Annotated in this window: 19 protein-coding genes; 10 read left to right on the forward strand and 9 right to left on the reverse strand. The window is 69.5% G+C overall.

All coding sequences use genetic code 11. The annotated features are described in order from the left end of the window. Window positions 1-239: 239 nt before the first annotated feature. The 3 genes from NIE111_RS22990 to NIE111_RS23000 all read left to right on the forward strand — a co-directional run bounded on the left by NIE111_RS22990 (window position 240) and on the right by NIE111_RS23000 (window position 2,609). The gene (locus NIE111_RS22990; protein ID WP_238686345.1) at window positions 240-647 is read left to right on the forward strand and encodes a GntR family transcriptional regulator; all 408 of its coding nucleotides are present in this window, start codon (window positions 240-242) and stop codon (window positions 645-647) included. An 85-nt stretch (window positions 648-732) separates the two neighbouring features. After that, the gene (locus NIE111_RS22995) at window positions 733-1,623 is read left to right on the forward strand and encodes an ABC transporter ATP-binding protein (RefSeq protein ID WP_238686346.1); all 891 of its coding nucleotides are present in this window, start codon (window positions 733-735) and stop codon (window positions 1,621-1,623) included. Continuing rightward, window positions 1,620-2,609, forward strand: a complete 990-nt coding sequence (locus tag NIE111_RS23000; protein WP_238686347.1) for an ABC transporter permease — start codon at window positions 1,620-1,622, stop codon at window positions 2,607-2,609. Before NIE111_RS22995 ends, NIE111_RS23000 begins: the two co-directional genes overlap by 4 nt. 148 nt (window positions 2,610-2,757) lie before the next feature. Here NIE111_RS23000 and NIE111_RS23005 read toward each other — a convergent pair whose 3' ends face one another. The 7 genes from NIE111_RS23005 to NIE111_RS23035 form a co-directional block, all read right to left on the reverse strand. Next, complete coding sequence (locus NIE111_RS23005; protein ID WP_238686348.1) at window positions 2,758-3,588, reverse strand: ABC transporter permease; 831 nt, start codon at window positions 3,586-3,588, stop codon at window positions 2,758-2,760. Then, window positions 3,585-4,550 carry an ATP-binding cassette domain-containing protein gene (locus NIE111_RS23010; protein ID WP_238686349.1) on the reverse strand — a complete coding sequence of 322 codons (966 nt, stop codon included), beginning with the start codon at window positions 4,548-4,550 and terminating at the stop codon, window positions 3,585-3,587. Before NIE111_RS23010 ends, NIE111_RS23005 begins: the two co-directional genes overlap by 4 nt. Before the next feature lie 164 nt (window positions 4,551-4,714). Beyond that, window positions 4,715-5,977: an ROK family transcriptional regulator gene (locus NIE111_RS23015; RefSeq protein WP_238686350.1), complete on the reverse strand. Its 1,263-nt coding sequence runs from the start codon at window positions 5,975-5,977 to the stop codon at window positions 4,715-4,717. Between the two features lie 109 nt (window positions 5,978-6,086). After that, window positions 6,087-7,190 (reverse strand): substrate-binding domain-containing protein, encoded by a 1,104-nt coding sequence (locus tag NIE111_RS23020; RefSeq protein ID WP_238686351.1) that lies wholly within the window; start codon window positions 7,188-7,190, stop codon window positions 6,087-6,089. A gap of 52 nt (window positions 7,191-7,242) precedes the next feature. Then, window positions 7,243-8,541, reverse strand: a complete 1,299-nt coding sequence (mmsB, locus tag NIE111_RS23025; RefSeq protein ID WP_238686352.1) for a multiple monosaccharide ABC transporter permease — start codon at window positions 8,539-8,541, stop codon at window positions 7,243-7,245. Continuing rightward, on the reverse strand, window positions 8,538-10,085 hold the full coding sequence (mmsA, locus tag NIE111_RS23030; RefSeq protein ID WP_238686353.1) for a multiple monosaccharide ABC transporter ATP-binding protein: 1,548 nt from the start codon (window positions 10,083-10,085) through the stop codon (window positions 8,538-8,540). The genes mmsB and mmsA overlap by 4 nt, the downstream gene beginning before the upstream one ends. 582 nt (window positions 10,086-10,667) lie before the next feature. Next, entirely contained in the window at window positions 10,668-11,384 is a 717-nt protein-coding gene (locus NIE111_RS23035; RefSeq protein WP_238686354.1) for an SDR family NAD(P)-dependent oxidoreductase, read from the reverse strand. Window positions 11,385-11,452: 68 nt separating this feature from the next. Between NIE111_RS23035 and NIE111_RS23040 the strand changes: the two genes are divergently transcribed. The 3 genes from NIE111_RS23040 to NIE111_RS23050 all read left to right on the forward strand — a co-directional run bounded on the left by NIE111_RS23040 (window position 11,453) and on the right by NIE111_RS23050 (window position 15,316). Next, window positions 11,453-12,061 (forward strand): TetR family transcriptional regulator, encoded by a 609-nt coding sequence (locus tag NIE111_RS23040; protein ID WP_238686355.1) that lies wholly within the window; start codon window positions 11,453-11,455, stop codon window positions 12,059-12,061. A 113-nt stretch (window positions 12,062-12,174) separates the two neighbouring features. Next, window positions 12,175-13,860 (forward strand): ABC transporter ATP-binding protein/permease, encoded by a 1,686-nt coding sequence (locus tag NIE111_RS23045; protein ID WP_238686356.1) that lies wholly within the window; start codon window positions 12,175-12,177, stop codon window positions 13,858-13,860. Then, the gene (locus tag NIE111_RS23050) at window positions 13,850-15,316 is read left to right on the forward strand and encodes an aminotransferase class V-fold PLP-dependent enzyme (protein WP_238686357.1); all 1,467 of its coding nucleotides are present in this window, start codon (window positions 13,850-13,852) and stop codon (window positions 15,314-15,316) included. Before NIE111_RS23045 ends, NIE111_RS23050 begins: the two co-directional genes overlap by 11 nt. A 17-nt stretch (window positions 15,317-15,333) precedes the next feature. On the opposite strand, the gene NIE111_RS23055 is transcribed toward NIE111_RS23050, so the two are convergent. After that, entirely contained in the window at window positions 15,334-15,732 is a 399-nt protein-coding gene (locus NIE111_RS23055; RefSeq protein ID WP_238686358.1) for a hypothetical protein, read from the reverse strand. A 378-nt stretch (window positions 15,733-16,110) separates the two neighbouring features. Here NIE111_RS23055 and NIE111_RS23060 point away from each other — a divergent pair, with 378 nt between their 5' ends. The 4 genes from NIE111_RS23060 (at window position 16,111) to NIE111_RS23075 (ending at window position 20,382) form a co-directional block, all read left to right on the forward strand. Next, window positions 16,111-17,370, forward strand: coding sequence for a glycoside hydrolase family 16 protein (locus tag NIE111_RS23060; RefSeq protein ID WP_238686359.1), 1,260 nt, complete (start codon window positions 16,111-16,113; stop codon window positions 17,368-17,370). A gap of 170 nt (window positions 17,371-17,540) precedes the next feature. Next, a complete protein-coding gene (locus tag NIE111_RS23065; RefSeq protein WP_238686360.1) occupies window positions 17,541-18,563 on the forward strand; it encodes a DUF4331 family protein in 1,023 nt (340 codons plus the stop codon). 273 nt (window positions 18,564-18,836) lie between these two features. Further along, the gene (locus NIE111_RS23070; RefSeq protein WP_238686361.1) at window positions 18,837-19,382 is read left to right on the forward strand and encodes a hypothetical protein; all 546 of its coding nucleotides are present in this window, start codon (window positions 18,837-18,839) and stop codon (window positions 19,380-19,382) included. Between the two features lie 16 nt (window positions 19,383-19,398). Next, entirely contained in the window at window positions 19,399-20,382 is a 984-nt protein-coding gene (locus NIE111_RS23075; protein ID WP_238686362.1) for a COG1361 family protein, read from the forward strand. A 177-nt stretch (window positions 20,383-20,559) separates the two neighbouring features. Here the strand turns inward: NIE111_RS23075 and NIE111_RS32340 are convergent, their stop codons facing one another. Beyond that, entirely contained in the window at window positions 20,560-23,514 is a 2,955-nt protein-coding gene (locus NIE111_RS32340; protein ID WP_238686363.1) for a fibronectin type III domain-containing protein, read from the reverse strand. Window positions 23,515-23,667: the final 153 nt, after the last annotated feature.

A 23,667-nucleotide genomic window follows, 5' to 3' on the forward strand; every position in this document is an offset into this window, starting at 1 on the left:
CCGGTCCCTTCCCCTCGGGCTGGCCCTTGGGTGCCAACCGGTGGCCTGCCGGTGCCACCGGGGTCGGCCCGCCACGCCGGGCACGGACCCGATGCGCAGCCAGCGAGCGCGCGGCGCGCCGGACGAGACGCGCCGTGCCCGAACAGAACCTGCCGCGGCGGGCTTGACAGCCGGGTGAGTCACCGATGAAGCTGTCTATTAGTCCTACTGTCGTAGGACAACAGGAAGGATCATCGGGAGTGATCGAGTTCGTACTGGACAGCCGGTCGAAGGTGAACACCTACATGCAGCTCGTGCAGCAGGTGAAACAGGCGTTGCGGGTTGGCCTGCTGACGCCGGGCGACCAGTTGCCGAAGGTCCGGGACGTCGCGCAATCCCTGGCGATCAACCCGAACACGGTGCTGAAGGCGTACCGGGAGTTGGAGATCGAGGGTCTGGTCGGTGGCCGACCCGGGGTGGGCACGTTCGTCCAGCGCACGCTGGCCAGCGCGTCCCTGCCCAACCAGGCCGAGCTGCGCGACGACCTGGTCGCCTGGCTGCACCGGGCGCAAGCGGCCGGTCTCACGGCCGAGGACGTCATCGCCCTGGTGGAGACGACGTTGCGCGCCACCCTCGCCGACGACGCCCCGCAGAACGAGCCCGCGTGAGCGAGCAGAGCGAACGAACCATCAGGCACCGCAAGCGCTCGCGCGACCGCGAAGCGATCGCGTGAACGGAACGAGAGGACAAGGGATGGACATGGTCTTGGAAGCGGACCTGCTCGGCAAGCGGTACGGCAGCACCTGGGCGTTGCGGGACTGCTCGCTGCATTTGCCGGCCGGCCGGATCGCCGCTCTGGTCGGGCCGAACGGCGCGGGCAAGAGCACGCTGTTGCACCTGGCCGTCGGGCTGCTCAAGCCCGACGCGGGCACGGTCCGGGTGTTCGGTCGATCCCCGTACGGTGACACGGAGGGACTGGCCGACATAGGGTTCGTCGCCCAGGACACCCCGCTGTACCGGGACTTCACGGCGTCCGAGTTGGTCATCGCCGGCGGCAAGCTGAACAAACGGTGGGACGCGGCGTTGGCTCGCCAGCGGCTGGCACAGCTCGGCATTCCACCGGACAAGCCGGTCGGCAAGCTCTCCGGCGGTCAACGGGCCCAGGTCGCGCTGGCCCTGGCGCTGGCCAAGCAGCCGCGACTGCTGCTGCTCGACGAACCGGTCGCCAGCCTCGACCCGCTGGCGCGACGGGAGTTCCTCCAGTCCCTGATGGGCAGCGTCGCGGAGTCGGGCACCACAGTCCTGCTCTCCTCGCACCTGCTGGCCGACCTGGAACGCGTCTGCGACTACCTGATCGTGCTCAACGCCTCCCAGGTGCAGCTCACCGGCGCTGTCGACGACCTGGTCACCGAGCACCGGCAGCTCGTCGGGCCGCGGCACGACGGCGGCGTCATCGGGGGCGTCGCCGCAGTGATCCGGGCCAGCCACACCGACCGGCAGTCAACGTTGCTCGTCCGCACCGACGGGCCGGTCACCGATCCGGCCTGGACGGTCCGCGAGGTGAGCCTGGAGGACGTCGTGCTGGCCTACCTGGCCGACGGCACCACGAAGACCAGTCACAGCGAGTGGGGGGTAGCGGCATGATCTGGTTGACCTGGCGGCAACACCGCAAGCAGGCGTTCTACACCCTGCTGGGGCTCGCGGCGCTCGCCGCCCTGCTGGTGCCCATCGGCCTGGCGATGCGGCACACCTTCTCCGACCTCGGGCTGACGGACTGCGCCAACCAACTCGCCCGCGCCGACGTGGCGCAGGCAACCCGGGACACGTGCGATGCGGGCTATCGGCGCTTCGGCGACCAGTACGGCAACCTCAGTCTGGTGGCCGTACTGCTGATCACCCTGCCGGTGCTGGTCGGCCTCTTCTGGGGTGCGCCGCTGGTCGCCCGCGAGGTGGAGCAGGGCACGCACCGGTTCGTCTGGACCCAGGGCGTCGGCCGGACCCGCTGGGCCCTGGTGAAGTTCGGTCTCGTGAGCGGGTCCGTTCTGATCCTCGCGACGGTCTACGGGCTGGGCATGTCCTGGTGGGTCGACCCGCTCACCAAGTCCGCGCACGAGGGCCGGTTCGGCATGATCGTCTTCGACCTGCAGGGCATCGTCCCGATCGGGTACACCCTGTTCGCCGTGGCGCTGGGCGTCTTCGCCGGCACCGTGTGGAAGCGGATGCTGCCCGCCATGGGCATCACCCTCGCCGGCTTCATCGGTGTACGGGCGGCGGTCGAGCTGCTGGCCCGACGGCACTATCAGCCGGCCCGGACCCAGACCTTCCCGATCGAGGGGGAAGGGCCACCGGAGGTCAGCCGGGGAGACTGGATCCTCGCGCAGGGCGTCCGGAACCCCGACGGCACGATGATCGCGGAGGGCGGTCGGATCCAGTGCCCGCCGGGCGGTAAGGGGCCGGACGGTCGGGTCTGCGGCGCCGAGTTGGGCCTCGAACCGGGCGCGTACAACTGGCAGCTCTACCAGCCGGCGGACCGGTTCTGGCTGTTCCAGGGCATCGAGACGGGCATCTTCGTCGCCCTCGCCCTGCTCCTGCTCTACCTGGCGGTGCGCCGGGTCCGCCGGATCGCCTAGTTGGGCGACGGGTGCTCGTCGGGGAGCGGGGGCCTCGGCGATCACCCGCCCCGGCCCGATCGAGTCGGTGCGCTTCCACGCCGGTGAGCCTGACGACGACCACCGACACCGATCGGGCCCAAGAGTCGCACTCCGCGTCCGCGCGGGCTCAGCCGGCCAGCCGCCGGTACCGGGCGACCGAGAGTGGCAGGAAGACCGCGACCAGCACGAGTGGCCAGAGCACCGCCAGCAACTGGTAGTGCTGCGCCGCCCAGGAGTCGCCGCCCCAACCGGGGTTACCGAACAGCTCACGGGTGGCGCCGACGGTCGCCGACAGCGGGTTCCACGCTGCCACCGCACCGAGCCAGGCGGGCATGGTGGACGGTGCGACGAACGCGTTGGAGAGGAAGCCGAGCGGAAACTCCAGGGTCTGCACGGCCACCACTGCCGTCTGCCCGCGGGTGACCAGTCCGAGGAAGATGCCGACCCAGATGAGGGCGAAGCGCAGCAGCAGGATCAACCCCACCGCTGCCAGCGTGGCGCCGACCCCACCGTGTGCCCGCCACCCGATTGCCAGGCCGGTCAGCAGCAGGACCCCGAGGGTGACCAGCGCGAACAGCATGTCGGCCACCGCCCGGGCCGCCAGCGGTGCCAGCGGTGAGACGGGCATCGATCGGAGCCGGTCGGTCACCCCGCGCTCCAGGTCCTCGGCAACGGCGATCGTGGTGAGACTGATGCCGAAGACCATGGTCATCACGAACATGCCGGGCATCAGGAACTCTCGGTAGCTCCCACCGCCGGGCACCTGCAACGCGCCACCGAACAGGTAGGCGAACATCAGCACGATCAGGATGTTGAAGCCGAGCGAGGCGATCAGCGGGCCGGGATCGCGTCGCCACCGGGCCAGGCCGCGCCAGATCAGCGTGCCGCTGTCGGCCAGGAGGGTGGGCCGGCCGGGCGTCAGGTCCACCGGCGGGGCCGGCATACTCACCGCGCTCATGCCGCCACCTCGGCCGACGCCGCCCGGTGCCCGGTGAGGTGCAGGAACACGTCGTCCAGGGTTGGGCGGCGCAGCGCGACGTCCGCCACCGGGATGTTCACGGCGTCGAGCGCCCGCAGCACGTCGACGAGCGCACCGGCCTGGTGGCCTACCCGGACGCTCACCATCCGCCGGTCCACGTCGACGGTCGGTTCGTCGTCGGCCGCCCGGCGTATCTGGGTGACGGCGGCGGCAAGGTCGGTCGGCGCCGCGACGACCACCTCGATCCGATCGCCGCCGAGCCGGGTCTTGAGGTCGTCCGGAGTCCCCTCGGCTATCACCCGGCCGGCCTCGACCACCGAGATCCGATCGGCGAGTTGGTCGGCCTCGTCCAGTTGTTGGGTGGTGAGCAGCACCGTGGTGCCGGTGCGTACCAACTCCCGGACCGACTCCCACACCTCGTTGCGGCCACGCGGGTCCAGCCCGGTGGTGGGCTCGTCGAGGAAGAGGACCGCGGGGGCCAGGATCATCCCGGCCGCCAGGTCGAGCCGTCGGCGCATGCCGCCGGAGTACGTGCTGACCGGCTGTTCGGCGGCGTCGGCGAGACCGAAGCGTTCCAGCAGCTCGACCGCCCGTTGACGGGCCCGGCGGCGACCCAGGTGAAACAGTCGGCCAAAGAGCACGAGATTCTGTCGGCCGCTCAGCGCCTCGTCGAGCGCGGGGTGCTGCCCCACCAGCCCGATGCGGTAACGCACCTGGTCGGGTTGGCGGGTCACGTCGAAGCCGGCCACCTCGGCGCGACCCTCGTCGAGGCGGAGCAGGGTGGCGAGGATCCGTACCGCTGTGGTCTTGCCGGCCCCGTTCGGGCCGAGCAGGCCGCACACCGTTCCCCGCGGCACCCGCAGGTCGAACCCCTCCAGCGCGTACCGGTCCCGATACCGCTTGCGCAGCCCCCGCGCCACTATCGCGTCGGCTCCTGTCATCAGAGCGCTCCCCTCCCGAAACTGTCCGTCCGCACTACCGTACAGCGTACGATAAAGCGTACGGGAAGCGTCACGAAGGCCAGAGTGAGTGAGGTCAGAACGAAGCACTGGGGATCACGCGCCACCCGCTCCGGAGCCGGGCCGGCACCGGCGGGCAGCTGCGGCTACTCGGGCTCGGCGGTCCCGCCCTGGCCCGCGACACCGACGTTCAACGGGTCGGCCAGGAGTTTGTCGAACGCCAACTCGGCGGCGCCGATCAGGACGGCGTCGCGGCCGAGCGCCGCCGCGCGCAACCGCAGGTGCTCGCGGGACGCGGGCAGCGGCATCGTGTCGAGCCGATCCCGAACCACGTCCGCACCGGCGGTGAAGATGTCGCGCAGCGAGCCACCGAACACCACTGCGTCCGGGTTGACCACGTTGACCAGGTTCGCCACGCCGAAGCCGAGCCAGTCCGCCACCTGCTCGACCGCCGCGCGGGCGGTCTGGTCGCCCTCCGCCGCGGCGCGCAGCACCTCGGCCACCGCCGCGCGGTCGCTCGGGTCACGGCCGGCGTGTCGCAGGAGCGCGGCTTCGGAGATCTCGGTCTCCCAGCAGCCGCGTGAACCGCAGCCGCAGGGCAGGCCGTTGGGGTTGACGACCATGTGGCCGACCTTGCCGCTGTGACCCCGGTGGCCGACCACCAGTCGGCCACCAACGATGATGCCGGCGCTGATGCCCAGGTCGCCGTGCAGGTAGATGACGTCGTCGATGCCGGCCGCGACGCCCCGGACATGCTCGGCCAGGCCGGCGATGTCGGCCAGGTCGCCGGCCACGAAGCCGGGGCCGCAGCGGAACTCCGCCTCCAAAGCCGCGCCGAGCGTTTCGTCGATGCTGGCGATCCGGAGCCTGCCGTCCGGATCGCGGGTGGTGTCGGTGACCGCGGCGGCGCCGCCGACCAGCAGCGCGTCGCCGGCCACCGAACGTTCCATGTCGCGGACGAGGTCGGCGAGGGGCCCTACGGCTTCGATCGCCGACATGCCGCTGGGTCGGGGGATCTCCCGCAGGTCGAGGATCTGCCCGCCGAGGCCGACCCGGGCGGCGCGCAGCCGGTCCGCGTCGATGCTCAACGCGTGTGCGTAGACCCGGTCGGAGCGGGGGCTGACCACCAGCGAGGGGCGGCCGGCGCGGCGGGCGGTGGTCGGTGCCTCCTCGGTGACCAGGCCGCCGGTGACCAGGTCGGCCGCGAGGGCGCCGATGGTGCTTCGGTTGAGGCCGAGCCGGCTGGTCAGTTCGGCGCGGGACGTCGGTCCATGCAGGTGGACGTAGCGCAGCACAGCGCCGAGGTTCTGCCGCCGGATCTCCTCCTGGCTGGCGCCGGGAACCGACGGCAGCGGGGATTCGGGGTTGCGGCCGACGCCGGCTGGCCTGGCCCGTACTGGTGTCGCCACGGTCAGACCTCCTTCCGGGTCGATGCCGGTTGGTGCGGGGGTGCAGGGACGACGATGGGTCCCGGTAGAGGAGACCCGGGACCCATCGGCGTTACTACCCGTGCGGTGATTACTTGGTGAGCGGAGCGAGCTTCGGGTCGGTGGCGTACGCCTCAGCCGCGTTCGCCTTGGTGACGGCGACCGGCGGGAGCAGGTACGTGTCGACGACCTTGCTGCCGTTGTTGTAGGACTTGGTGTCGTTCACCTGCGGCTTGTCGCCGGCCTGGAGAGCCTTGACCATGTTGATGGTCTCCTTCACCAGGTTGCGGGTGTCCTTGTTGATCGTCATGTACTGCTCGCCCTTGACGATCGACTTGACCGACTCAACCTCGGAGTCCTGACCGGTGACGATCGGGGTCGGCTTGCCAGCACCCTTGACCGAGGTCAGGATGGCGCGGGCCAGCGTGTCGTTCGGGGAGAGGACGCCGTCCAGCTCCTTGTTGCCGTAGGTCGAGGTCAGCAGCTGGTCCATGCGGGCCTGCGCACCCTCGGCCTTCCAGCCCTGGATGGCGGTCTGCTTGACCTCCTTCTGACCCGAGGCGACGACCACGTTGCCCTTGTCGATCTCCGGCTTGAGCACGTCCATCGCGCCGTTGAAGAAGACACCGGCGTTGTTATCGTCCGGCGAGCCGGAGAACAGCTCGATGTTGTACGGGCCGTTCGGCTTCTTGGCCTTCATGCCGTCCAGCAGGGCCTGGCCCTGGAGCTGGCCGACCTTGAAGTTGTCGAAGGCGACGTAGTAGTCGAGGTCCGGGGTGTTCGTGATGAGCCGGTCGTAGGCGATGACCTTCACGCCGGCCGTGTGGGCCGCCGCGACCTGGGTCGACAGCTGCGCGGCGTCGGTCGCGCCGATGACGATGACCTTGGCGCCCTTGGTGACCATGGCGGTGATCTGGGCCTGCTGGTCGGCGACAGTGGTCGACGCGCCGGCGTACTGCACGTCACCCTGGAAGCCGGCCTCCTTGAGGCCGTTGCTGAACAGGTCACCGGCGAGGACCCAGTTCTCCGATGTCTTGGCCGGCAGGGCCACGCCGATCAGCGAGTTGGCCGCGAAGCCCTTGGCGGCCTCGCCGCCGGAGCCGGTGTCGCCGTCGCGGCCGGAGCCGCAGCCGGCGAGGGCCAGCATGGCGGCGGCGCTGATGGCCACCACCGACGTGCCGAAGAATTTACGCATGGTGAGGACTTGCCTTTCTAGATGGTGAGGCGGGTAGAGAGGTCGGTGGCCGTCAGCCGGACACCGCTGCCTTGGCGGGCTCGCGCTCCGCGTCCGGCGGTGAGGCGGGTGGGACGGAGTCGTCGCGGCGGAAGGGCCGCATCAGGCTCCCGATGATGGAGAAGCGCCCCTGGCTCTTGTTGTAGACGTCGATCGCGACGGCCAGCAACAGGACCAGACCCTTGATGATCTGGACGCGGTCGGTGCCGACACCCATGAGCTGAAGGCCGTTGTTGAGCACGGCCATGACGAGACCACCGACGATGGAGCCGCTGATGGTGCCGATACCGCCGGCGACGGCCGCACCACCGATGAAGACGGCGGCGATGGCGTCCAGCTCCCAACCGTTGCCGTCCTGCGGTCCGGAGGCCGCCGAACGGGCCACGAAGATCATGCCGGCCAGGGCGGCCAGGACGGACATGTTCATCATGACGAAGAAGTTGACCCGCTTGAGCTTCACACCGGACAGCTCGGCCGCCCGGGAGTTGCCGCCCACCGCGTAGATGTGCCGGCCACCGGCGGTGTTGCGGGTGTAGAAGGAGTACGCGATGACCAGGACCAGCAGGATGATGCCGGAGATCGGGAAGCTGGTGCCGACGCGACCGCTGGCGAAGCGCAGCGCCGCGAAGGCGATGACGCCGACCATGATGGCCATCCGCAGGATGGAGATCCACATGGGCGCCGGGTCGGCGTCCATGGCCCGTCGGGTCTTGCGGGCCTGGACCTCGCGCCACACCACGGCCAACGCCGCGGCCAGGCCGAGCAGCAGAGTGGCGTTGTTGTAACCGGTGTTCGGACCGAACTCGGGCAGGAAGCCGGAGCCGATCTCCCGGAAGCCCTCCGGCACCGGGACGGTGCTCGCGTTACCGATGAACTGGTTGCCGCCCCGGAAGAGCAGCATGCCCGCCAGGGTGACGATGAACGCCGGCACCCCGATGTAGGCCACCCAGAAGCCCTGCCAGGCGCCGATCACCGCGCCGATGGCGAGGCCGAACACGATGGCAGCGGGCCAGGGAAGGTCCCACTCGGTCATCGACTTGGCGACCAGGATGCCGGCAAAGGCGGCGACCGAGCCGACCGAGAGGTCGATGTGTCCGGCCACGATCACCATGAGCATGCCGATGGCCAGAATCAGAATGTACGAGTTCTGCTGGAACAGCGCGATCAGGTTGTCCGACCGCAGGGTGAGGCCGTCGGTCAGGATCTGGAACAGGACGACGATCGCCACCAGGGTGAAGATCATGCCGAACTGGCGAGCGTTGGAGGTGGTGCCTCCGAACAGGTTCTTCTGAAGGTCCTTCAATCGGCTCATCGTGTGGCCATCTTCTTCGTCGAGGTCATCTGCTTCATGAGGGTTTCCGGGGTGGCGTCCGCCCGGGCGATCTCGCCCGTGATGGCGCCTTCGAACACTGTGTAGATGCGGTCGCACAGCCCGATCAGCTCAGGCAGCTCCGAGGAGATGACGATGACGCCCTTCCCCTGGTCGGCGAGCCGCTGGATGATGCCGTAGATCTCGTACTTGGCACCCACGTCGATGCCGCGCGTCGGCTCGTCGAGGATCAGCAGGTCCGGGTCGGTGAACATCCACTTGGCCAGGACGACCTTCTGCTGGTTGCCGCCGGAGAGCTTGGAGACGCTCTCGTCGACCGTCGGGGCCTTGGTCCGCAACTCCTTGCGGTACGACTCAGCCGCCTGGTATTCCTCGACCTCGTTCAGGACGCCGTGGTGCGAGATCTTGGACAGCTTGGCGGCCACCGTCGACGTCTTGATGTCGTCGAGCAGGTTGAGGCCGATCGCCTTGCGGTCCTCGCTGACGTACGCGAGACCGTTGTCGATGGCGTCCGCCACCGACTTCAGGACGACCTCCTTGCCGTCCTTGATGATCGTGCCCGACTCGAACACCCCGTAGGAGCGGCCGAAGACACTCATCGCGAGTTCCGTGCGGCCCGCGCCCATGAGACCGGCGAAGCCGACGATCTCGCCGCGGCGCACCACGAAGCTCTCGTTCTTGCAGACCTGCCGCTCGGCGGAGATCGGGTGCCGGACGTTCCAGTTGCGGACCTCGAAGAAGACGTCACCGATCTTCGGCGTGTGGTCCGGGAACCGGCTGCTCAGCTCACGGCCGACCATGCCCCGCACGATCCGGTCCTCGTCGACCCCGTCCGCCTTGACGTCGAGGGTCTCCACGGTCCGGCCGTCGCGCAGGATGGTGATCTGGTCGGCGATCGCCTCGATCTCGTTCAGCTTGTGCGAGATCATGATCGAGGTGATGCCACGGGAGCGGAACCCGCGCAGCAGGTCCAGCAGGTGCTTGGAGTCGGCCTCGTTGAGCGCCGCGGTGGGCTCGTCGAGGATGAGCAGCTTCACGTCCTTGGCGAACGCCTTGGCGATCTCGACGAGCTGCTGCTTGCCGACCCCGATGTCCTTGATCAGGGTGTCCGGGTTCTCTTCCAGACCGACCCGGGCCATCAGGTCCAGCGCCATCCGGTTCGCGGCCTTCCAGTCGATCGCCCCCCGCTTGCGCGGTTCGTTGCCGAGGAAGATGTTCTCGGCGATCGACATCCCTGGAATGAGCGCGAGCTCCTGGTGGATGATCACGATGCCGGCGTTCTCACTGGCCCGGATGTCGGAGAACTTGCTCTCCGACCCCTGGTAGATGATCTTGCCGTCGTAGGTGCCGTGGGGGTACACCCCGCTGAGCACCTTCATCAGGGTGGACTTGCCCGCGCCGTTCTCGCCGCAGATGGCATGGATCTCGCCGGCGCGAACCACCAGGTTGACGTCGGAGAGGGCCTTGACTCCGGGAAACTCCTTGGTGATGGAGCGCATCTCAAGGAGGATGGGCACGTCGCTCATCGCTCGTACCACCTCGCCAACGTCATCGGTTGCCTCCGGAAGGTTGAACCTTCACTTGGTTTTGTTGTTGACGGCAACGTATTGCGGCCGGAGGGCCATCCGCAAGGCGAGGGACTGTTGAAAAAGTAACAATCCGGCAATATAGATGTCGCACAGTGTTCGTCCGCCACAGCGGCAACGACAGTCCCTCCCGGGACCCGAGGCCCGACCGCAGCACCCACGCCCACCTGCGACAACGCGCCAATCGACCCCGGCCGTTCCCGCAGCTTTCCCACCAGGCAAGATGCCTCGGGCACGGTGCATCCGGTAACGCAGCGCACACGTCACGCCATCGAATACTGGGAATCGGGCACCAGCCCAGCGCCGTACACGAGGCGTACCGCGAGCCCCTGGCGGCTGATGTGACCCACGCCTCTACCGCCCGCACGCATCGACGGTCACCACCCGGGAGCGATGGGCACCGGACGACGGGTCAGAGCCCGAAAATCCCTTATGCGCAGTTCGTGACGGCACAGACCAGGATCCGCACCGCGGTGCGGATCCTGCCTCCGTGGGAGTCTGCGGCCCGCTCGGTGTGCGGGATCAGTGACCCGCGTTCTGGCCGCCGTCGACGTGCAGGATCTCGCCGGTGACGAACGGGGCGGACTCGAGATAGAGGACGGCGTCGACGACGTCGCTGGTCTCGCCCATCCGGCCGACCGGGTGCAGGCCCGCGAGCGTCTCGTGCGTCTCGACCGGGTGCATCGGGGTCTTGATGATGCCGGGCGCGACGGCGTTGACCCGTACGCCCCGGGCCGCGTACTCGATGGCCAGGGACTTGGTGGCCGAGCTGAGGCCGCCCTTGGTCAGCGACGCGAGCACCGACGGAACGTGCGAACTGGGCTGGTCGACGAAGCTGGTCGTGATGCTGACGATGTGCCCCGAGCCCCCGGCCAGCAGGTGCGGCAGGACGCGGCGGGTGAGGTGGAAGAAGCCGGCGAGGTTGACCCCGGTGACCAGGTCGAACTCCTCGTCGGTGTAGTCGGTGAACGGCTTGGCGACGAAGACACCGGCGTTGTTCACGAGAGTGTCGATCCGCCCGAAGCGGTCCAGTGCGGCACGTACCACCCGCTCGGTGGTGTCGGCCTCCGCGATGTCGCCCTGGACGGTGACGATCTCCGGGTCGTCGGACGCGCCGATCGAGCGCGAGGTCGCCACGACGCCGTACCCGAGCTTGCGGTAGGCGGCCACGAGGTCGGCGCCGATGCCCTGGGAGGCACCGGTGATAACGACGACCTTCTGGCTCTGACTGCTGTTCATGAGGGAACCACCTTCGCTAGACGACTGGTCTACTAAAAGCTAGCCGACCGGTCGTGTATCGTCGAGGCATGGGTCGAACCAGTGACGCGAAGAACAAGATCCTCGACGCGGCCGCCACGCTGATCGAGCAGCGCGGCTACACGGCGCTCGGCGTGGCCGAAATCTGCGCGGCGGCGGGCGTGCCGAAGGGCAGCTTCTACTACTTCTTCGAGTCCAAGCAGGCGCTCGCCCGCGCCGTCATCGACGAGCACTGGATCACCCAGCGACGCCAGTGGGAGCAACTGCTCGGCAGCGAGCGCGACCCGCTACAGCGACTCCGGGACCTGTTCGAGGCCACCGAGGAGATCCAGCTCGTCGGCCAGCAGAAGGCCGGCGTGGTCGCGGGCTGCCTGTTCGGCAACCTCGCCCTCGAACTCAGCAACCAGGCCGAGGAGATCCGCGGCCGGCTCCAGGAGATCTTCGAGGAGCAGATCAGCCTCATCGAGCAGGTCGTCGTCGAGGCGAAGGAGCGCGGCCTGGCGGGCCCGGCGGTCGACAGCCGGGAGGCCGCCCGATCGATCGTCGCGCAGATCGAAGGGCGGGTCCTTCTCGCGAAGTTGCTCAACGATCCGACCCAGCTGGAGACGCTGTGGCGCAACTGCCTCGACCTCCTCCAGGCGCGGACCACCACCGGCTGAACGGACGACGGTCGCTGACCGTCCACTCCGGGGCGCGCTGCGCGGCCGCTCAGTAGCATCGGCGAGGCACGATATTCAGGCGGACCACTCCCCGACCGGATCGAGCACTCGACATGACGACCGAGCAGACCACGTCTCCCCCGCGTGCCGGTGTCGGCATCGCCGCTCAGGGACTGGGTCAGAGCGTCCGGAGCGGTCGCCGGATCCTGACCGACATCTCAGTGAGCATCGCGCCGGGCGAGCTGGTCGCGATCATCGGCGCCAGCGGCGCCGGCAAGACCACCCTGCTGGAGATCCTCGCCGGGGTACAGCATCCGGCATCGGGCACCGTGACGTACGACGGCACCACCGCGGCCGGCACCATCGGAATCGTTCCGCAGGACGACATCATCCACCGCGAGCTGCCCCTGGCCCGCACCCTGCGGTACGCCGCCAGACTGCGCCTGCCCTCCACCACCGGGCCCGCCGAGATCAGTGACCGAGTCGCGGAGGTGCTCGCCGAGCTGCGACTCACCGACCGGGCCACCACGCCGGTCGGCCTGCTCAGCGGCGGTGAGCGCAAGCGCGCCAGCATCGCCGTCGAGCTGCTCACCCGGCCCGGTGTGTTCTTCCTGGACGAGCCCACCTCCGGATTGGACCCGGCGATCGCCGTGGAACTGCTCCGGGTGCTCCGGGCGCTCGCGGACACGGGCGCCACCGTCGTGCTGACCAGCCACCAGATCACCGACGTGGACCACTGCGACCGGGTCGTCGTGCTGACCCGTCAGGGCCGACTGGCGTTCACCGGCACCCCGGCCGCCGCCCGGGAGTTCTTCGGCGTGCGGTCCCTGGCCGAGGTGCACCTCCGGCTCGACGAAGCGACGCAACCCGCCGAGTGGCCCGACCGCTTCGCCGAGCAGCGCGCGACCGAGGGGCCGTCAGGTACCACCGACGACGGTGACGTCTCCGCGACGCCGCCCCGGCGCGTCGGCCGGCTGCGCCAGTGGGCCGTCCTCACCGCGCGCAACGCGGAGATCGTCGTCCGCAACCGGCTGACCCTGGCGATCCTGCTCGGCTCGCCGCTGATGGTGCTCGGTATGTTCGCGCTGCTGTTCCGCCCGGGAGCGTTCGAGCCGACCAGCCCCAGCCCGACGGTGACCGTGATGATCCTGTTCTGGATCGCGTTCGGCGGCTTCTTCTTCGGGCTGACCTACGGGCTCCTCCAGATCTGCACCGAGCTGCCGATCCTGCGCCGGGAGCGGCTCGCCGGTGTCCGGCTGGTGCCGTACCTGTTGGCGAAGGTCGCGGTGCTGCTGCCGCTGCTGGCCCTGGTGGACCTGGCCCTGCTCGGGGTGCTGCGCGGCATGGACCGGCTACCGCCGGTCGGCGGCGCCGACTTCGCCGCCCTGTACGCGACCCTCCTGCTCTCCTCGACGGCGGCGCTCGCCCTCGGCCTGCTCTGCTCGGCGGCCGTGTCCGACGCGGCCCAGGCGACGCTCATGCTGCCGATGCTCTGCTTCCCACAGGTGCTGTTCGTCGGCGCGATCCTGCCGGTGCCGGCCATGGCGGTCGGCGGTCAGTGGCTCAGCTACGCGATGTCGAACCGCTGGGCGTTCGAGGGCCTCGGGCACACCGCCGGTGTGGAGCGGCTCTGGCGCGACGGTGGCTCCCCGCTCGGCCCGCCGCTGCTGGCCACGTACGGCGACAGCTTCTCTCGGCCGGTGTGGGTCGACTGGCTGGTGCTCGGCGGTTTCGTCCTGCTCTTCCTGGGCGCGGCCTGGGCGGTACTGCTCCGACGGGATCCACGTCGTGGGTCCTGACCCGACGCCGCCGGGCTCCCCCACGGCGCTGCCGGGATACGCCGCCACCGGCCGGATCGACGAGCTGCGGGCCACCGAGTACCGACACCTGGACACCGACGGGCAGGTGTACCTCGACTACGCCGGAGCCGGGGTGGCCGCCCAGGCGCAGGTGCGCAATCACCACGACCGGTTACTCGCCGGCCTGTACAGCAACCCCCACTCGGAGAACCCCACGAGCGTGGCGGCGGGGTCGCTGGTGGAGTCGGCGCGACGCGCGGTGCTCGACTACTTCCGCGCCGACCCGGACGAGTACGCCGTCGTCTTCACCCCGAACGCCAGTGGCGCCTGCCGGCTGGTCGGCGAGGCGTACGACTTCGGCCGGACCGCGAAGCTGACGCTCACCTGGGACAACCACAACTCGGTCAACGGCATCCGCGAGTACGCCCGGTCGGCCCGCGCGTCCGTACGCTACCTACCGCTGAGCGGCCCGGAGCTGCGGGTCGCCGAGTCGGACCTGGTCGCGGCGCTCGACGCCGGCAGTGGCGGCCTGGCCCGTCGCCGGGGTCGGCCCGGTCGGCGCGGGCTGTTCGCCTATCCGGCGCAGAGCAACTTCTCCGGTGTGCAACACCCGCTGGGCTGGGTGGAGCTTGCCCACCAGCGCGGCTACGACGTGCTGCTCGACGCTGCCGCCTTCGCGCCGACGAACCGACTGGACCTCAGCGTCGTACGGCCGGATTTCGTCTGCCTGAGCTGGTACAAGCTCTTCGGCTACCCCACCGGGGTCGGCGCGCTGCTGGCCCGCCGTTCGGCGCTGGCCCGGTTGCGCCGACCGTGGTTCGCCGGCGGCACGATCCGCGCGGTGAGCGTGCAGGGCGACTGGCACCGGCCGATGGACGACGAGTCGGCGTTCGAGGACGGCACGCTCAACTTCCTGAGCATTCCGGACGTGGAGTTCGGGTTGCGCTGGCTCGACTCGATCGGCGTCGACGTCGTCCATGCCCGGGTCGGCCTGCTCACCGAGTGGCTGCTGGAGCGGCTGGCCACCCTGCGGCACGACACCGGCGGGCCACTGGTCCAGGTGTACGGGCCGGCGACGGGTGCGGGGCGCGGGGGCACAGTGACCTTCAACCTCCGTCACCCGGACGGCACGCTGGTCGACGAGCGGCTCGTGGCGCGGGAGGCGGCAGCGGCCGGTCTGTCCCTGCGTACCGGCTGTTTCTGCAACCCGGGCGCGGCTGAGGGCGCGTTCGGGATGAGCCGGACGTCGATGCGGCAGCGGCTGTTGGCGGGGGTCGACACGATCGACCAGTACCTTGACGCGCTGGGGCTGCCGACGGGCGGCGCGGTCCGCGTCTCGTTCGGACTGGCCTCGATCGCGACCGACGCGGAGCGCCTCGTCGACTTCGTCCAGTCGACCTATCTCAACCGGGGTGCCGGTACGGAGTCACCACTGCCACCTCGGCTGCGCTGCTGACCGCCCGGCCCCGCCGACTAGCTGACCTGGGCCACCGGCGCTGGGCGGTGCTTGATCTCCTCCATGAACGGGAACCGGGCGGTCAGCTCGGCGACCGTCAGGCCGGCGCGCCAGGCGGCGGCCACCTGGGCGACCTGCACCAGGTCCATGACGTCACCGCGGGCGAGCACCTCTCCCGAGACGCGCAGGTCAATCATGAAGTACCGGGCCTGCGAGCCCAGCCCCACACAGACCACGCCCTCGTCGGAGTGCAGCTCGGCGCAGGTGAACCGGGCCCGCCCCTGCTCCGGCGCTGTCACCCGACCGACGTCGAGCCCGTGGTGGGCAGCGGTTTCGATCAGCGCGGGGGCCAGGCCGCCCCGCTCGACCAGATCCGGGTAGAGGCGCACACCCAGCGCCGTCGACGCCTCGCTCATGACTGACTCCCACTTCCTTGTGACAGAGACCAGCAGCGCGCAGGTTACGGGAAAGTTTCCGGCACGCCTCGTCATCCTGTCCCGCGTGGACGCCCCACGGCAATAGGAAGGGTCGATTCGACCGCTATCGAGTAACCCTCGGCCGCGCCGAACTCCGTCGATGGGTCGGCGCCGTCCATCTCGGAGGCATCGAGCAGCGTGATGGCGACGACCGGCGTCCGCGCGCCGCCGATCACTGGTCAGCATCGGGCGGTAACGGACGGTCGTGATATTGGAAACACTCTTGACAGAAAGACATGATATCGACATGCTTCGCTAAAGAGAGCGCTCTCTATCCTGGTAAACCGCCTCCACCACCCCCAAGCTGAGGAGCCTCCCGTGTTCACAGCCCGGCCCAGCCTCCGCTTCCGCCCCCTCGTACTCCTGGCGGCCGCCCTCGTCGCGACCGCGACAGCGCTCGTCGTCCCGGCGCACCCCGACCGGGCCGAGGCCGCCATCGGCCCCATCAGCTGGCAGGACGAGTTCAACTCCCCCGCCGGCACGCCCGTCGACCAGAACAAGTGGCGGTTCGACACCGGCGGTGGCGGCTGGGGCAACAACGAGCGGCAGTACTACACGAACAGCACCAGCAACGCCGTCCACGACGGCCAGGGCAACCTGGTCATCACCGCCCGCCGGGACAATCCCGCCAACTACCAGTGCCACTACGGGCGCTGTGAGTACACGTCGGCACGGTTGCTGACGGCGGCCACCTTCACCCAGACGTACGGGCGGTTCGAGGCCCGGATCAAGGTTCCTCGTGGTCAGGGCATCTGGCCTGCCTTCTGGATGCTCGGCACCGGCGGCGGGTGGCCCGACGCTGGCGAGATCGACGTCATGGAGAACATCGGCAGGGAGCCCAACACCGTCTACGGCACCGTGCACGGGCCCGGCTACTCCGGCGGCGGCGGCATCACGGGCAGCCGCACCCTCGGCGCGCCGCTCGCCGACACCTTCCACACCTACCGGGTGGACTGGGAACCGAACGTCATCACCTGGTACGTCGACGGGGTGCAGTATCACCGGGTCGATCCCGCTCGGCTCGGCGGCAACCGTTGGGTGTTCGACCACCCCTTCTTCATGATTCTCAACGTGGCGGTCGGTGGCAACTGGCCCGGCTACCCGGACGGCTCGACCCAGTTCCCGCAGCAGATGCTCGTCGACTACGTCCGGGTGTCCAGCTACACCTCGGGTGGCGGGGGCGACCCGGCTCCCGGCACCAACCGGATCCGGGGTGCGCAGAGCGGTCGCTGCATCGACATCCCCGGCGCCAACCCGGTCGAGGGCGCCAAACTCCAGATCTGGGACTGCAACACCACGGCGGCCCAGAGCTGGACCTTCGCCTCCGACGGGACCGTCCGCGCGATGGGCAAGTGCATGGACCCGGCCTGGGCCGGCACCGCCAACGGCACCGAGGTCAACCTCGTCAGCTGCAACGGCAACACGGCGCAACGCTTCACCCTCAACGCCTCCGGCGACCTGGTCAACCTCAACGCCAACAAGTGCGTGGACGTACGGGAGGCCAACCCCAACAACGGCGGCAAACTGCACCTGTGGGACTGCCTCGGCGCCGCCAACCAGAAGTGGTCTCGCATCTGATCAGCCGAGCGCGAAGGCGTGGGCCGTCCGAGGGGAACTTCGGGCGGCCCACCGCCGTTGCGGCCTCCACCCACCTCCTCGAACCGGATTAGCTCGATGGGCGGGGAGGCCAGGCTCACGCCCACTATGGTCGGATTAGTCCAGAATCCGGCAGTTCCGGGAGTGAGCTCATGTCGCACCACCTCGATACGCCCCTGGCCGCCCAGGGCGGCCAGTTGTACATCGACGACCTTTACGTCTTCAACGGCGACCGCGCCACCGTGTTCGTCATGGACGTCAACAGCTCGGTGACCAAGGCCGACATCAAGCGCGGCTTCCACGCCGAGGCGCGTTACGAGATCAAGATCCACATCAACGGCACCGAGGCGGAGGACCTGACCTACCGGTTCGCCTTCGGCGAGCCGGACGGCGACGCCCGGCAGGCCCTCCAGTTGTACGAGCTCACCGGCGCGGACGCCCGCGACGACGCCGCGATGGGCACCCCCATCGCCGAGGGGCGCACCGGCGAGGTGACCACCGGCGGCAACGTCCGGATCTGGGCCGGCCGGATCACCGACCCCTTCTACGTCGACCTCGACGAACTCGCCACCATCAACGGCGCGGTCAAGAACGGTTCGCCTGTGGACCGCTCCGCGTGGCGGGTCGACCAGGCCAAGAACAGCTTTGCCGGCACCACAGTCGAGTCGATCGTCCTCGAGGTCTCCCACGACGAACCACTGCTGCGCGACGGCACCGAGATCGGCGTGTGGTGTCGCACCATGCTGGCCACCGACGCCGGCGGATGGCGGCAGATCAACCGCGCCGGCCACCCCATGATGTGGCCGATCTTCTGGCCCCACGACACCGACTTCTCCGACCCCGCCAACTTCCGGCACCCCAGCAACGACCTCACCGAGGGCGGCGAGGAGATCGCGAACGCGGTCGCCGGGGTGGTCAAGGCGAACGGCACCGCACCGGACCCGCAGGCGTACGGCTGGAGCGTCGCCCGACAGCTCTACCCCGACGTGTTGTCGTACAAGGTCGGCACGGCCGCGAACTTCGGCTTCGCGGTCCGCAACGGACGCACCCTGGCCGACAACGCCGCCGAGGTGATGTTCTCCCTGGTCCTCAACACCGGCACCACGGCGGGCCTCACCTCGGAGGTCACCAAGGTCGCCCGTTCCGCCACGTTCCCGTACGTGGTCGCGGCCTGAATCCGCTCGCAAGGGCTCGGCGGCCGACACGGCGCCGAGCCCTTGCCGTGCGCGCCCTTGACGACGGCCGAGCGGGCAGGACGGGCCACCCATGATCGCGCTCGATCCAGGAGAGAGGCCCCTGCCGCGCGCACGACACCACGACATCCAGGATCGAGCACGATCATCGAATGCCTCACCGGGTGATGCTCGCGTCATTCACGCCCTGATGGGTGTTTTGCGTAGTTAGTCTCTTAAGTGCTTCCCAGGGTTCTTTAGGACAAAGGAGACTCGATGCGTAGAAAGATTCTCGCGGGCTTGGCCGGCGTCGCCGCCGTCGTCGCGCTCGCCGGACCGGCCGCCGCGGACACCACGGGCGACACGATCGTGACCCTCACCGTCGACGCCGCCGGTGGCCTGTCGATCACCGTGCCCGCGACGGCGAACATCGGCCACGGCGTGGAGGGCTCGACCATCTCCGGTCAGCTCGGCCCGGTCACCGTGCTGGACCAGCGCGGATCGCTCACCCCCAACTGGACCGCCAACGTCATCTCCACCGACTTCGTCACCGGTGGTGGCTCCTCCGGGGAGACGATCCCCAACATCAACGTCCGGTACTGGTCCGGTCCCGCCACGGCGACCGCCGGTGGCGGCACCTTCACACCGGGTCAGCCCACCGCCGCCCAGGCAGTGATCATCAACGTCCCCCAGACGGCGATGACCCACACCGGCGGCACCGGCAACAACTTCGCCACCTGGAACCCGACCCTGGTGGTGGACGTACCCGTCGGCACCGTCCAGGGTGTCTACACGGGGACGGTGACACATTCGGTGTTCTGAGCCGCTCGGCCGGCTGGTGCTGCTGGCCTCGGTCGCCCTCGTGGCGCTCGGGGTTTCGGCGGCACCAGCCGTTGCCGTGCGGGAGCAGCGACAGGAGCCGGCCGAGGAAGCCGCGATCAGCATCCGGATGCTGGACATCCCGGCCAGTCGGGTGCAGGACCCCCGGGCCCAAGTCTACATCGTGGATCACCTGAAGCCCGGGACGACGATCAACCGCCGGGTCGAGGTGCAGAACACCTCCGCCGAGACGCAGAAGATCGAGTTCTATTCCGGCGCAGCGTCGGTCGAGAACAACGCCTTCACGGTGCCCGAGGGGCGTACGGGAAACGAACTGAGCGGGTGGATCCGGCTGAAGACCGCCACCATGGAGCTGGACCCGGGCGAGCGGCAACCGGTCGAGGTCGAACTCGCCGTGCCGAGGAAGGCATCGAAGGGCGAGCGGTACGCGGCGATCTGGGCGCAGGTCACCAGCGCGAAGGAACGCACCGGCAACGTCACCCAGATCCACCGGGTGGGCATCCGGGTCTACCTCGACATCGGCCCGGGTGGTGAGCCGCCAACTGACTTCCGGATCGAAGGGTTGGCCGCGGAGCCGGGAACCGGTGAGTTCCCAGTGGTCACCGCGAAGGTCACCAACACCGGCGAACGCGCGCTGGACATGACCGGCACCCTGTCGCTGAACAAGGCGGCGGTGCAGGCCGGTCCGTTCAAGGTGACAAACGGCGTGACGATCCTGCCCGGCCAGAGCGGTCAGGTTCGGATCGAGGTCAACCAGGCCCTGCCCGCCGGGACCTGGGACGTGCACGCGAAGCTCGCCAGCGGCACCGTGGAACGCACAGCGACCGGGAAGATCGTCCTACCCGTCGCGGCGCCCATGACTGTCGCGACGTCCAGCGGGCCGAGTTGGCTGGTCTACACGGTCGGTGGGGTCGCCCTGCTGGTGCTGGTCACCCTCGGCGGCTGGTACCTCGTCCGCCGGCAGCGCACCCAGTTGGCCTGACGTCCCCGGACCAGAGACTGCCCGGCCGTTCCCTCCGGAACGGCCGGGCAGCGACGTCTGACCGAGTCGATCATGGACTTGTGCTGGCCGACCTGGGCGCAATCAAAACGATTTGTCCCCACCACAACTTCACGATCCAAGAGGCGGGGCGGCGGGCGAGGGGTGTCGGGCCGGGGTTCAGATGACGGAGTGCGTCACGACCGCCACGTAGTCGCCGACCACCACCCCGGACGGGAGCGTCACGAACAGCGTGGGGTTCCAGGTGGCGGAATTCGGGCCTCCCGTTTGGCCGGACCACCCGGCGGCCGTACGCGGCGTGTTCAGCACCGCCCCGGGCTGCGGGACGAAGGATCCGACCCCGGTGCTGGCGACGACGGGCCCGGAGGCGTACGTGATGTTGCTGTTGGGGATGGTCTCGCCACCCGAGCCGGAGCCCGTGGTGAAGTTCGTGCTGGAGACGACGCTGACCCAGTTGCCGGAGAACGGCCCACGGTCGTCGGTGACGGTCACCGGGCCGAGTTGACCCGATACCCCGGTCGTGCCCGAGCTGACGGTGCCGAGCGCCGAGATCGCCGGGACGCTGATGGACAGCCCACCGAGCGGGGTGATGACCAGGTCGACCGGTCGGGTCGCGGACTGGTCGAACGAGTCGGTCACCCGGACGGTGAACGGGAACGTCCCGGACACTGTGGGCGTGCCGGAGAGCAGGCCGGTGACCGGGTCGAGGGTCAGCCCGGCGGGCAGGCTCCCGGCGCTGACCGACCAGGTGAACGGGCCGGTGCCGCCGGTCACTGTGAGCTGATACTGGTACGGCTCGTACGCCTTGCCGGGTGGGGGCGGTGGGAAGGTCAGCGTCGGCGACGCGTTGACAGTCACCGACCCGGAGGGGGCCGACTGTGGGCCGGTCCCGCCGGCGTTCGTCGCGGCCACCCGGAAGGTGTACGTGGCACCGGCGGTCAGCCCGGTGACGATCTGGGTCGTTGCGGTTCCGCTGAAGACCCGGGGTGTCTGTGCCACCGCGCCGAGATACGGCGTCACTGTGTAGCCGGTGATCGGCGATCCGCCGTTGGCCGGGGCCGTCCAGCTGACAGTGGCGGCATTGGTTCCGGCGGTGGCCGCTGTGTTCGTCGGCGCTCCCGGCACCGTGTACGGGACCACCGCCGCCGAGGGCGGGCTGGCCGCGCCGGTCCCGAACGCGTTCACCGCCGCGACCCGGAAGGTGTACGACGAGCCCACAGTCAGCCCGGTCAGGGTGCGGCTGGTGGTGGAGGCGTCGAAGGTGACAGTCGGTTGGGTGACGCCGTCCCGGATCGGGGTGATCAGGTAGCTGGTGATCGGGCTGCCGTTGTTCGCCGGCGCGGTCCAGCTCACCGTGGCGCTGGAGACGCCCGCGACCGCTGTGGGCGCGGTCGGTGTGCCCGGTGTGGACGCGTAGACGAAGTTCGCCGACCCGGCGGAGCCCCGGGTGACGACGCTGACGGTGACCGTCGCCGGGCTGGACCGGGCGGGCATGGTGGAGATGGCGAGGGTGCCGTTGGGGTTCACAGTGAAGCAACCGGCGGCCGGGCCGGAGGTGCACGGCACCAGCAGCACCGACGTGCCAGCCTGCTGCTCGGCGGCCGTACCGATGGTGATCGCTGTCGCTCCGGTGAGGTTGCTGCCGCCGACGGTCACCGGGATGCCCCCGGAGACCGAACTCTGGGCCGGGGTGACTGTGACGCCGCTGGGCGCGGTGGCCGGCGCTACCGGTGTGGTGCTGGTGGCCAGGCCCGGGTTCGCGTCGATCGACGACGAGGTCGCCACCGTCGCGGTCTGGATCTGCGTCGGCGTCACGCCGGTGCCGGTGACGGTCGCGACGACGGTGATGGGCGGCAGGGAGGTGCCGCCGGCGAACGGGCCGTTGCTGTTGGTGCAGGTGATGGTCTGTCCGGACGGCGCGGCGCAGACCCAGCCGGAGCCGTACGCGGCGCGTGGGACGACACCGGCGGGCACGGTCTGGGTGACCGAGATCGGTGACGTCTCGGTGGCGCCGGCATCGACCCCGGCGGTGATCGAGTAGGTGACCGGGTCTCCGGGCTGCGGGGCGGCGCCGACCGCGCTGGTCTGCGTCACGTTCAGGTCCGGTACCGGGTTGAAGCTGACCGCCCGCGCGTCGTCGACCTCGTGGAAGTCGGTGACCGAGCCGGTCGAACCCACCCAGCCGAAGGCGAGTTGCCGGGGGTAACCGCTGGCGTTCAGCCAGGTCGGCGACGGGTACAGGCTCGGTGCCACGACCGGAAGTTCGCCCGCCAGGGTGCGGGCGGCACCCCCGACCGGGGTGAACCTGATCCGGTACTGGCCGGCGGGAGTGGTGATTCCGGAGTCGGTGGTGAACGGCGAGGCGGTGGTGTTGATGACCACCTCGACCGGCACCACTGACGCGGCCCGGGTGGCGGCCCGCAGCGGCAGGGCGGGAGACGAGGTGCTTCCGGCGGTGCTGTTGATCGCGCAGTAGCCGACCGCGTTGCGGCCCGGCCCCCGGACCACGACCTGTCCGGGGACCCGGCCGTTGGTGGTCGAGATGTACGGCGGGTTCGTACAGCCGGTCCCCTGGTAGGTGCTGTTGCTGAAGTTGCCGAAGACGTCCAGCCCGATGCCGAGGTAGCCGTTGGAGAGGCCCGCCGACACTCCGTTGAACGCCGCCGAGTAGCCCAGCGAGCCGCCCGGCTGGCCGAGGGTGGACGGGGGTCTCGGGTTGGCCGGGTCGACGGCGGCCAGGACGAAGGCGAGGCCGTCCGCCCCGGGGTTGATGCCGCCGTACTGGTAGGTGTTGAAGGTGACGTGCAGCCCCTGCGAGGTGGGCACGCTCACCGCGCCGAACACTCCACCCTGGCGGGTGATGGCGGCGGGGGTGAGGCGCAGCTTGCCGGAGCCCTGCGGGTCGGTGGAGGTGGTGCAACTGAGCAGTGGGCCGATGGTGGAGTTGCCCGCCGCGCTCAGGCAGGCGGCGTTGGTGGCGAGGAGACCGGGCACTGCTGGCACCGCCACCGCGCCGATGCCATTCGCTGTGTTGTTGTGGAAGGGTTGGTCGAACAGCACCGAGCCGGCCGCCGAGGCCGGGAGCGGCGCGACCGCGAGAACTCCCACGGTCACGGCTACCGCCAGCGTTGCGATTCTGCTCGGACGACGCCGGCCCCGAAACGACATGCCCACTCCCAGTTTTCACTCCAGTCCCGAGCTGGACTATATCCCCCTAAAACACCCATATTTCTCTTACGAGGATAAAGCCGACTGGGGTACCCGGCC

Origin of the sequence: Micromonospora hortensis (assembly GCF_022230935.1) — a bacterium.
Classification (GTDB): domain Bacteria; phylum Actinomycetota; class Actinomycetes; order Mycobacteriales; family Micromonosporaceae; genus Micromonospora; species Micromonospora hortensis.

Coding starts and splice junctions, on each gene's coding strand:
- NIE111_RS23000 (WP_238686347.1), top strand. CDS start 1,620: ATGATCTGGTTGACCTGGCGGCAACACCGCAAGCAGGCGTTCTACACC.
- NIE111_RS23065 (WP_238686360.1), top strand. CDS start 17,541: ATGTCGCACCACCTCGATACGCCCCTGGCCGCCCAGGGCGGCCAGTTG.
- NIE111_RS23045 (WP_238686356.1), top strand. CDS start 12,175: ATGACGACCGAGCAGACCACGTCTCCCCCGCGTGCCGGTGTCGGCATC.
- NIE111_RS23035 (WP_238686354.1), bottom strand. CDS start 11,384: ATGAACAGCAGTCAGAGCCAGAAGGTCGTCGTTATCACCGGTGCCTCC.
- NIE111_RS23020 (WP_238686351.1), bottom strand. CDS start 7,190: ATGCGTAAATTCTTCGGCACGTCGGTGGTGGCCATCAGCGCCGCCGCC.
- NIE111_RS23070 (WP_238686361.1), top strand. CDS start 18,837: ATGCGTAGAAAGATTCTCGCGGGCTTGGCCGGCGTCGCCGCCGTCGTC.
- mmsA (WP_238686353.1), bottom strand. CDS start 10,085: ATGAGCGACGTGCCCATCCTCCTTGAGATGCGCTCCATCACCAAGGAG.
- NIE111_RS23005 (WP_238686348.1), bottom strand. CDS start 3,588: ATGAGCGCGGTGAGTATGCCGGCCCCGCCGGTGGACCTGACGCCCGGC.
- NIE111_RS23010 (WP_238686349.1), bottom strand. CDS start 4,550: ATGACAGGAGCCGACGCGATAGTGGCGCGGGGGCTGCGCAAGCGGTAT.
- NIE111_RS22995 (WP_238686346.1), top strand. CDS start 733: ATGGACATGGTCTTGGAAGCGGACCTGCTCGGCAAGCGGTACGGCAGC.
- NIE111_RS23040 (WP_238686355.1), top strand. CDS start 11,453: ATGGGTCGAACCAGTGACGCGAAGAACAAGATCCTCGACGCGGCCGCC.
- NIE111_RS23055 (WP_238686358.1), bottom strand. CDS start 15,732: ATGAGCGAGGCGTCGACGGCGCTGGGTGTGCGCCTCTACCCGGATCTG.
- mmsB (WP_238686352.1), bottom strand. CDS start 8,541: ATGAGCCGATTGAAGGACCTTCAGAAGAACCTGTTCGGAGGCACCACC.